This window comes from Bifidobacterium avesanii, from assembly GCF_009299475.1.
In the GTDB taxonomy this organism is placed as follows: Bacteria; Actinomycetota; Actinomycetes; order Actinomycetales; family Bifidobacteriaceae; genus Bifidobacterium; species Bifidobacterium avesanii.
The window spans coordinates 330,825-338,714 of sequence record NZ_WBSN01000001.1 but is presented as its reverse complement, the minus strand read 5'-3'; the positions used below and the strand labels follow the sequence as shown (position 1 = coordinate 338,714).

The 7,890-nt window shown below is 61.9% G+C and carries 8 protein-coding genes and 1 rRNA gene; 8 read left to right on the top strand and 1 reads right to left on the bottom strand.

Annotation, left to right across the window (positions count from 1 at the left end):
- Positions 1 to 67 precede the first annotated feature (67 nt).
- Positions 68 to 185, top strand: a 5S ribosomal RNA gene (gene rrf / locus DSM100685_RS01550).
- A 107-nt stretch (positions 186 to 292) separates the two neighbouring features.
- Here rrf and DSM100685_RS01545 read toward each other — a convergent pair.
- Positions 293 to 1,108, bottom strand: a complete 816-nt coding sequence (locus DSM100685_RS01545; protein WP_152349603.1) for a Cof-type HAD-IIB family hydrolase — start codon at positions 1,106 to 1,108, stop codon at positions 293 to 295.
- 205 nt (positions 1,109 to 1,313) lie between these two features.
- Between DSM100685_RS01545 and DSM100685_RS01540 the strand changes: the two genes are divergently transcribed.
- The 7 genes from DSM100685_RS01540 to ptsP all read left to right on the top strand — a co-directional run bounded on the left by DSM100685_RS01540 (position 1,314) and on the right by ptsP (position 7,872).
- Positions 1,314 to 2,012, top strand: a complete 699-nt coding sequence (locus tag DSM100685_RS01540; RefSeq protein WP_152349602.1) for a GntR family transcriptional regulator — start codon at positions 1,314 to 1,316, stop codon at positions 2,010 to 2,012.
- A 232-nt stretch (positions 2,013 to 2,244) separates the two neighbouring features.
- Positions 2,245 to 3,606, top strand: a complete 1,362-nt coding sequence (locus tag DSM100685_RS01535; protein WP_152349601.1) for a PTS sugar transporter subunit IIC — start codon at positions 2,245 to 2,247, stop codon at positions 3,604 to 3,606.
- A gap of 167 nt (positions 3,607 to 3,773) precedes the next feature.
- On the top strand, positions 3,774 to 4,076 hold the full coding sequence (locus DSM100685_RS01530) for a PTS sugar transporter subunit IIB (protein WP_034526368.1): 303 nt from the start codon (positions 3,774 to 3,776) through the stop codon (positions 4,074 to 4,076).
- 57 nt (positions 4,077 to 4,133) lie between these two features.
- Positions 4,134 to 4,460: a PTS sugar transporter subunit IIA gene (locus DSM100685_RS01525; RefSeq protein ID WP_033889656.1), complete on the top strand. Its 327-nt coding sequence runs from the start codon at positions 4,134 to 4,136 to the stop codon at positions 4,458 to 4,460.
- Positions 4,461 to 4,492: 32 nt separating this feature from the next.
- Positions 4,493 to 5,929 carry a 6-phospho-beta-glucosidase gene (locus tag DSM100685_RS01520; RefSeq protein WP_152349600.1) on the top strand — a complete coding sequence of 479 codons (1,437 nt, stop codon included), beginning with the start codon at positions 4,493 to 4,495 and terminating at the stop codon, positions 5,927 to 5,929.
- 60 nt (positions 5,930 to 5,989) lie between these two features.
- Positions 5,990 to 6,250 (top strand): HPr family phosphocarrier protein, encoded by a 261-nt coding sequence (locus DSM100685_RS01515; RefSeq protein WP_152349599.1) that lies wholly within the window; start codon positions 5,990 to 5,992, stop codon positions 6,248 to 6,250.
- Positions 6,250 to 7,872: a phosphoenolpyruvate--protein phosphotransferase gene (gene ptsP, locus DSM100685_RS01510; RefSeq protein ID WP_152349598.1), complete on the top strand. Its 1,623-nt coding sequence runs from the start codon at positions 6,250 to 6,252 to the stop codon at positions 7,870 to 7,872. Before DSM100685_RS01515 ends, ptsP begins: the two co-directional genes overlap by 1 nt.
- The last annotated feature ends 18 nt before the right edge of the window (positions 7,873 to 7,890 follow it).

Here is a 7,890-nt window from a genome sequence, read left to right as displayed (position 1 = left end):
CGCGTCCGCTTTCCGGTTCCCGGACCGCCGCCCCCATTGATCCTTCGGGGTTGGTGGTGTTTGGTTTTGCGGTGGTCATGGCCCAGGGGTGACGCCCGGTTTACTTTCCGAACCCGGTAGCTAAGGCCTGGCGCGGTGATGGTACTGCACTCGATAGGGTGCGGGAGAGTAGCACGCCGCCGCAAATTATTCGTGTTTGGCCCGGAGGGATTCCCCCTCCGGGCTATTTTGTTTTCCCTTCCGGGTCATTCCAATATCCGGGAACGGGCCTAGGGACGCTACCGCGGCGTGTTCAGCGGAGCAATTGACGCAGCGCAGCCGCCAGACCGTCGTTGTTGACGTTTGGTGCAACCATGTCGGCCACGGCTTTGACACTTGCTGTGCCGTTGCCCATTGCCACGCCGATGCCGGCGTCCTGGATCATCTCGAGGTCATTATCGCTGTCGCCAATGGCAATCGTGTCCGACAACGGCACTCCGAGTCGTTGCGCTACCTGCACGAGCGCGGTGCCTTTGTTCACGCCGGGGATGAGAATCTCGCCGTTGTCGTTGCTGGCGGCGTTGAGCGATCCGTGGATGATGGTGGCATATCCGGCGAGCTCACGACGTACGTCCTTCACGGTGAGACTGCCGTCTTCCGGAATATAGAACGTGCCTTTGCGAACCGCCTGCAAGGGGACGGAGGGATCGGCGATGGCGTGCAGGCCATCGTGCATGCGGGGATATCTCAGCAGTTTCTTCCCGATGCCCGACCGATACAGGTATTGTACGGTGGCGTGCATGCCGTCGGGGCAGTGCCAGGCGTAGGGCATGCCGTGCGTGTTGAAGAACGAGGTCGCCATGCGGACGGATTCGTCGGGCATGCGCTCGTCGATGACGGTCTCGCCGTCCAGCTCGGCGCATGCGCCACCGTCGGATACGATGCCGTCGAACCCAAGTTCGAGGACCGGCGGATCGATGTCCAGCGCCGCACGGCCCGAACAAATGAACAGTCGATGGCCGGCCCGTTGCGCTCGGCAGCATTCCTCTCGTGCGGAATCGGGAATGCGGTGGCTGCTGTCCAGCAGCGTACCGTCAATGTCTATGAACACTAGCGTGGGCTTTCTCATGCGCGTACTCTCCTATGGAATGTCGACATCAGCGTCTGAACTGTGGATGGTGTTCCCTAAGAATAATTCATTCGAATGAATCATGCAATTGTGGGTGATGGATGTGTCTGTAATTCGAATGAATATGAGTCATGCGATAATATGGATTATGTGTGCTGCGGCGATGTGGCGCGGCTGGATGATGCGATTTCGGAGGGCATGTCATATGAAGTATCGTGAACTGGCGAAGATTCTCAAGGTGGAGATCGACAAGGGCAAATACCGCGACACGGGAAAGCTGCCCACCGAGCCCGAGCTCATGGAACAGTTCGGCGCGACCCGATACTGTGTGCGCAATGCCATCTCCCTGCTGGCCGAGCTCGGCGACGTGTACCCGGTACAGGGCAGCGGCATGTTCGTGCGGGAGAACAGGCGGGAGGGGTGCCTCAACATCAACGGCACGAGGGGCATGACTTCGGAGTTCCCCGGCCATTCCGTGTCCTCCAAGCTGATCAAGCTGGAGCAGCGCGAGGCGGGAGAAGACTCTGCGCGTCTCAAGTGCGCCGCCGATGCCAAGGTCTACAGCGTCTCGCGCCTGCGTCTGCTGGACGACGAACCGTTCGCCATCGAGTACGCCCTGTATCTCAAGGAGTTCGTGCCGTACCTCAGCGAGGAGATCGCCAGCGGCTCCATCTATGCGTACATTCGCGAGGATTTGGGGCTGAGCACGGGGTTCGCGGACAAGCTGATATACGCGCGCGAGCTGGATCACGGCCGGGCCGACCTCCTTGGTCTGTCGGTTGGGGACCCCGCCCTGGTGGTCGAGGACGACGCTTATCTGGCCAGCGGCCGCATGTTCAACGCCGGCACGGTCTACTACCACTACAAGAAGGCTACGTTTTTTAATTTCGCCGACCTGAAGTAAGACCCTCGTGCGCGCGGGGCTGCGCAGTGCCCCGCGACGCCCTTTAGGAAGGCGACACACTGTATCTAAAAATCATTCGAATGAATTTGACACAACCGAACGACTATCGTATATTCTAGATAAGTCATTCGGATGTTGCCTATTCATCCGAATGACTAGCTACAAAAAGGGAATCGGGCTGGCGACAAGGGCGCCGGCCCGGGGACATCAATCGGTCCAAAGGAGGACGAGAATGAAGGAGTTCGGCAACAAACTGCTCAACGGCTTCATGAAATTCGCGACGACCAAGGCGGTCACCGCTCTGAAGGACGGCTTCGTGCTCACGATGCCGGCCACCCTGGTGGGTTCGCTGTTCCTGCTGCTTGCGAACCTGCCGTTCGAAGGCTATACGGACTTCATGGACAATCTGCTGACCGACAAGTGGAACATCGGTCTGAATCAGGTGTCCGCCGGAACGTTCAACATCCTGGCCATCATCATCGCGGTCGGCATCGGCTACGCCTACGCGCGCAACGAGAAGGAAGACGGCATCTCCTCCGGCCTGCTGGCCCTGGTCGCCTTCTTCATTCTCTCGCCGTCGTCGCTGAGCATCGACCATGACACAGTCGACGCCCTCGCAGACGGCACCACCGCCTCCGTGTCCAACGCAATCTCCACCTCGTGGACCGGTGGCAACGGCGTGATCACCGCCATCATCGTCGGTCTGCTGTCCGGCCTGGTGTTCGTCAAGTGCATGAAGCACAACCTCAAGATCAAGCTGCCCGATTCCGTGCCCGAAGGTGTGTCCAACGCGTTCTCCGCTATGATCCCCGGCTTCTTCGTGGTGCTCGGCTCCGCGGCCATCTACCACCTGTGCCAGGTGTTCGGCGATGTGAGCTTCACCGAACTCATCTTCAAGATCCTGCAGACCCCGATGCAGAACCTCACCGACAACTGGGCCGGCGCGATCATCATCACCCTGCTCATCTCCATCCTCTTCTGGTGCGGCATTCACGGTCCGAACGTCGTCATGGGCATCATGGCCCCGCTGCTGACCGCCAACTCCGTGGCCAACCAGGCCCTCATGGACGCCGGCAAGGCCGTGACCACCGCTGACGGCGGCCACATTCTCACCCCGCAGATCGTCGACTGCTTCGTCAAGTTCGGTGGCACCGGCATCACCCTCGGCCTACTCATCGCCGGCCTGATCGTGGCCAAGTCCAGCCAGATGAAGGAAATGTCGAAGCTGTCAGTCGTGCCCGGCCTGTTTAACATCAACGAGCCGGTCATCTTCGGCCTGCCGATCGTGTTCAACCCGTTCTTCCTGATTCCGTTCATCGTCGTCCCGCTGATCGCCATGATCATCACCTATGGTGCGATGTACATCGGCTTCATGCCTCCGTTCGGCGCCGTTCAGGTGCCGTGGACCACCCCGGTGATCATTTCCGGTTTCCTGCTGGGCGGCTGGAAGGCAGCGCTCATCCAGCTCATCATCCTCGTGATCTCCGTGGTCGTCTACCTGCCGTTCGTCAAGAAGCAGGACCAGGCGTGGGTCGCCGAACAGGCCGCCAACGACGCCGACATCGAGACGGCCGCCGCCGCGGCCAAGGCCTGAGACGCCGCATCGAACGGCCCAACTCTTCCGATCGGCAATGGTCGGATGACATGGGAGCCCGGTACGAGCAACCACCCTTGCCGGGCCCCTCCTTAATCAACACTCAATACACCCATAACAACCAACCGCCCCACGATCGGTGTGGGGCCCACTGAAAGGAAAACACCATGAAGATCGTACTGTGCTGCAACGCCGGAATGTCCACCAGCATGCTGGTCAAGAAGATGCGCGCCGCCGCCGAGGCCAAGGGCATCGAGGCCGAAATCGACGCCTACCCGATCTCCGAGGTCGAGGAGAAGGCCGCGAACGCCGACGCCGTGCTGCTCGGCCCGCAGGTGCGCTACGAGCTCGACCACGTCAAGAAGCTGCTGCCCGGCAAGCCGGTCGAAGCCATCAACCCGCAGGACTACGGCATGGTGCGCGGCGACAAGGTGCTCGAACACGCCATCGCCATCGCCGACGCCAAGTAACCCGGCACCAACAGACAGACAACCGACAACCAAACGAACGAACCAAGGGTGGTAACAATGGCAGAAGACAACAAGGACTTCGACTGGGAGACCCTCTGCTTCCAGATGATCACAGCCGCGGGAAGCGCCAAATCCGACTACATCGAAGCGCTGCAGGCGGCCAAGGCCGGCAAATACGACAAGGCCGACGAGCTCATCAAGAGCGGCGACCAGAGCTTCGCGACCGGCCACGACCTGCACACCAACCTCGTACAGCGCGAGGCGTCCGGCGAGAAGATCGAGGTCAGCCTGCTCATGACGCACGTCGAGGACCAGATGATGGCCGCGGAGACCGTCAAACTGCTGGTCAACGAGCTCATCGCGCTGTACAAGAAGATCAACTGACCCACAGGACTTATCAGGAAAAGGAACACAACATGGGTTTCCCAAGCAACTTTCTGTGGGGCGGCGCAGTGGCCGCCCACCAGCTCGAAGGTGCGTGGAACGAAGACGGCAAAGGCGTATCCATCGCCGACGTGATGACCGCGGGCGCGCACGGCGTGCCCCGGCAGATCACCGATAACGTCGAGACCGGCAAGATCTACCCGAACCACTGGGGTAACGACTACTACCACCGCTTCCGCGGCGACGACTCGCTGTTCCAGGAAATGGGCTTCAAATGCTTCCGCACCTCCATCGCCTGGTCTCGCATCTTCCCTAACGGCGAGGAGGACGAGCCCAATGAGGCCGGACTGAAGTTCTACGACGACCTGTTCGACGACCTCAAGGCCAAGGGCATGGAACCGGTCGTGACGCTCTCGCACTTCGAGATGCCGCTCAACCTGAGCCTCAAATACGGAGGATTCACCGACCGCAGGCTCATCGACCTGTTCGTCAAGTTCGCGCTCACCGTCATGGAACGCTACAGGACCAAGGTGAAGTACTGGCTGACCTTCAACGAGGTCAACAACCAGATGAACCTCGACAACCCGATCTTCGCCTACACCGACTCCGGTATCCGGTTCTCCGAGACGGACACGATCCACGAGCGCAAACGCAAGGTCTGGCAGGCCGTGCACAACGAGTTCGTCGCCAGCGCCCTGGTCGTCAAACGAGGCCATGAAATCAACCCCGACTTCCGGATCGGATGCATGCTGGCCATCGTGCCGATCTACCCGGCCACCTGCAACCCCGACGACGTGATGCGCGCCGAAGTCGCCATGCGCGACCGGCTCGTATTCGGCGACGTGTACGTCAACGGAGAATACCCGAACTACGCGAGGAACATGTGGGCCCGCGAGGGCATCACCCCTCACATGGAGCCTGGAGACGAGACGGCCATCGCCGAGGGCACGGTCGACTTCATCTCCATCAGCTACTACATGTCGATGGCCCTGTCCGCCGACGACTCCACTCCCGGCGACTTCGACTCCGGCATCGCCGGCGTGGTGCGCAACACGTATATCCCCGCCACCAAATGGGGCTGGCAGATCGACCCCGTCGGCCTGCGCTACGCGCTGAGCGTCCTGTACGAACGCTACCGCAAGCCAATCTTCATCGTGGAGAACGGCTACGGCGCATACGACACCGTCAACCCGGACGGCACCATCGACGACGACGACCGCATCGACTACCTGCGCGCCCACATCGAACAGGTCGGCAAAGCCATCGACCTCGACGGCGTGGAGGTCATGGGCTACACCGTGTGGGGCTGCATCGACCTGGTCAGCTTCGGCACCGGCGAATTCAAGAAACGCTACGGGCTGATCTACGTCGACGCCGACGACGAAGGCCACGGCACCTTCGAACGCCGCCGCAAGAAATCCTTCGGCTGGTATCAGAAGGTCATCGCCACCAACGGCGAACAGCTGTAAACCACAGCACGTATACAAGGCGCTTCAAGCGCAACGCATCAAACGCATAAAGGAATCATCATGTCTCAGGAATTCACATTCACCGTATCCGACCCCGCGGGCATGCACGCCCGTCCCGCCGGCCAGCTGGTCGCCAAGGCCCAGGAATACGAGTCGAGCATCATCATCACCCGCGACGGCAAGTCCGTGGACGCCAAGCGCATCTTCGGCGTCATGGGGCTCGGCGTCAAGCAGGGCGACGAGGTCACCGTCAAGGTGCAGGGCAACGACGAGGCCAAGGCCGCGCCCGAACTCGAGCAGTTCCTCAAGGAGAATCTGTGATGAAGACGATACAGGGCGTTGGGGTCTCCGCGGGCATTGCCATCGGTGCGATCAGCGTGCTTGACACCGCCGACCACGCCGTGGAGCGTCGTGTGGTCGACGATCCGAAGGCCGAGGTGGAGCGCTTCCGCGCGGCCCGCGACACGGCCGTCGAGCAGCTGAAGCAGTTGCGCGACAAGACCGCCGCGGAGTTCGGCGAGGGCAAGGCCGAGCTGTTCGACACCCACCAGCTCATGCTGCAGGATCCGGACTACGTGGAGAGCATCGAGGACCTGATCACGCAGAGCAAGGTGAACGCCGAATTCGCGGTCAACAGCACCGCCGAGCAGTTCTCCGCCATGTTCGCCGCGATGGACAACTCCTACATGCAGGCGCGCGCCGCCGACGTCAAGGATGTTTCCCGCCGCGTGATCAACGTGCTCGAGGGCAAGGGCGAAGGCGCCGCGCAGGGCGGCGGCGACAGCCACATCATCCTCGCCGAGGATCTGGCCCCCAGCGAGACCGTGCAGCTGGACCGTTCCAAGGTACTCGGCTTCGTGACGGCCAAGGGTTCCGCGAACTCGCACACCGCGATCCTCGCCCGCACGATGGGCCTGCCCGCCATCATCGGCATCGGCGACGCCTTCGACCCGGACGACGACGGCCATGCCGCCGTGATCGACGGCACCAGCGGCAAGGTGTTCGTCGACCCGGACGAGGCCACGCTGACCGAGTACCGGGGCAAGAAGGCCAAGTACGAGGAACACCTGCGCCTGCTGCAGGAGCTCAAGGGCAAGCCCACCGAAACCAAATCCGGGCAGAAGGTCCGCCTGTACGCCAACATCGGACGGCCCTCCGACGTGACCGCCGTGCTGGCCAACGACGCCGAGGGCATCGGCCTGTTCCGCAGCGAGTTCCTGTACCTGGAGAGCGAGGACTACCCGACCGAGGAGTTCCAGTTCGAGGCGTACAAGGAGGTCGCGCAGAAGATGGGCGACCGCCTCGTCGTCATCCGCACGCTCGACATCGGCGCGGACAAGCAGGTCGGCTACTTCAATCTGGAGCATGAGAGCAACCCCGCCCTCGGCTACCGCGCGATCCGCATCTGCCTGACCCGCCCGGAGATCTTCAAGGTCCAGCTGCGCGCCCTGCTGCGCGCCTCGGTGTACGGCAACATCGCCATCATGCTGCCCATGATCACCTCGGTGCAGGAGGTGCGCGACGCCAAGAAGATCCTCGAGGATGTCAAGGAGGAGCTGCGCGGCGAGAAGATCGACTTCAACGAGCACATTCAGGTCGGCATCATGATCGAGACGCCCGCCTCGGTCATCATGGCCGACGAGCTGGCCGCCGAAGTCGACTTCTTCTCCATCGGCACCAACGACCTGACCCAGTACACGCTGGCCTGCGACCGGCAGAACCCGAACCTCGGGCGCTTCGCCGACCCGCATTCGCCCGCCGTGCTGCGCATGATCCGCATGGCCACCGAGGCCGCGCACCGTCACAACATCTGGTGCGGCATCTGCGGAGAGCTCGGCGCCGACCTGAGCCTGACCGACACGTTCCTCGAGTTCGGCCTCGACGAGCTGTCCGTCTCGCCCACCAGCGTCCTGCCCCTGCGCAACGCCATCCGCAACCACTGAGCGGCGTCGCGTCGTACA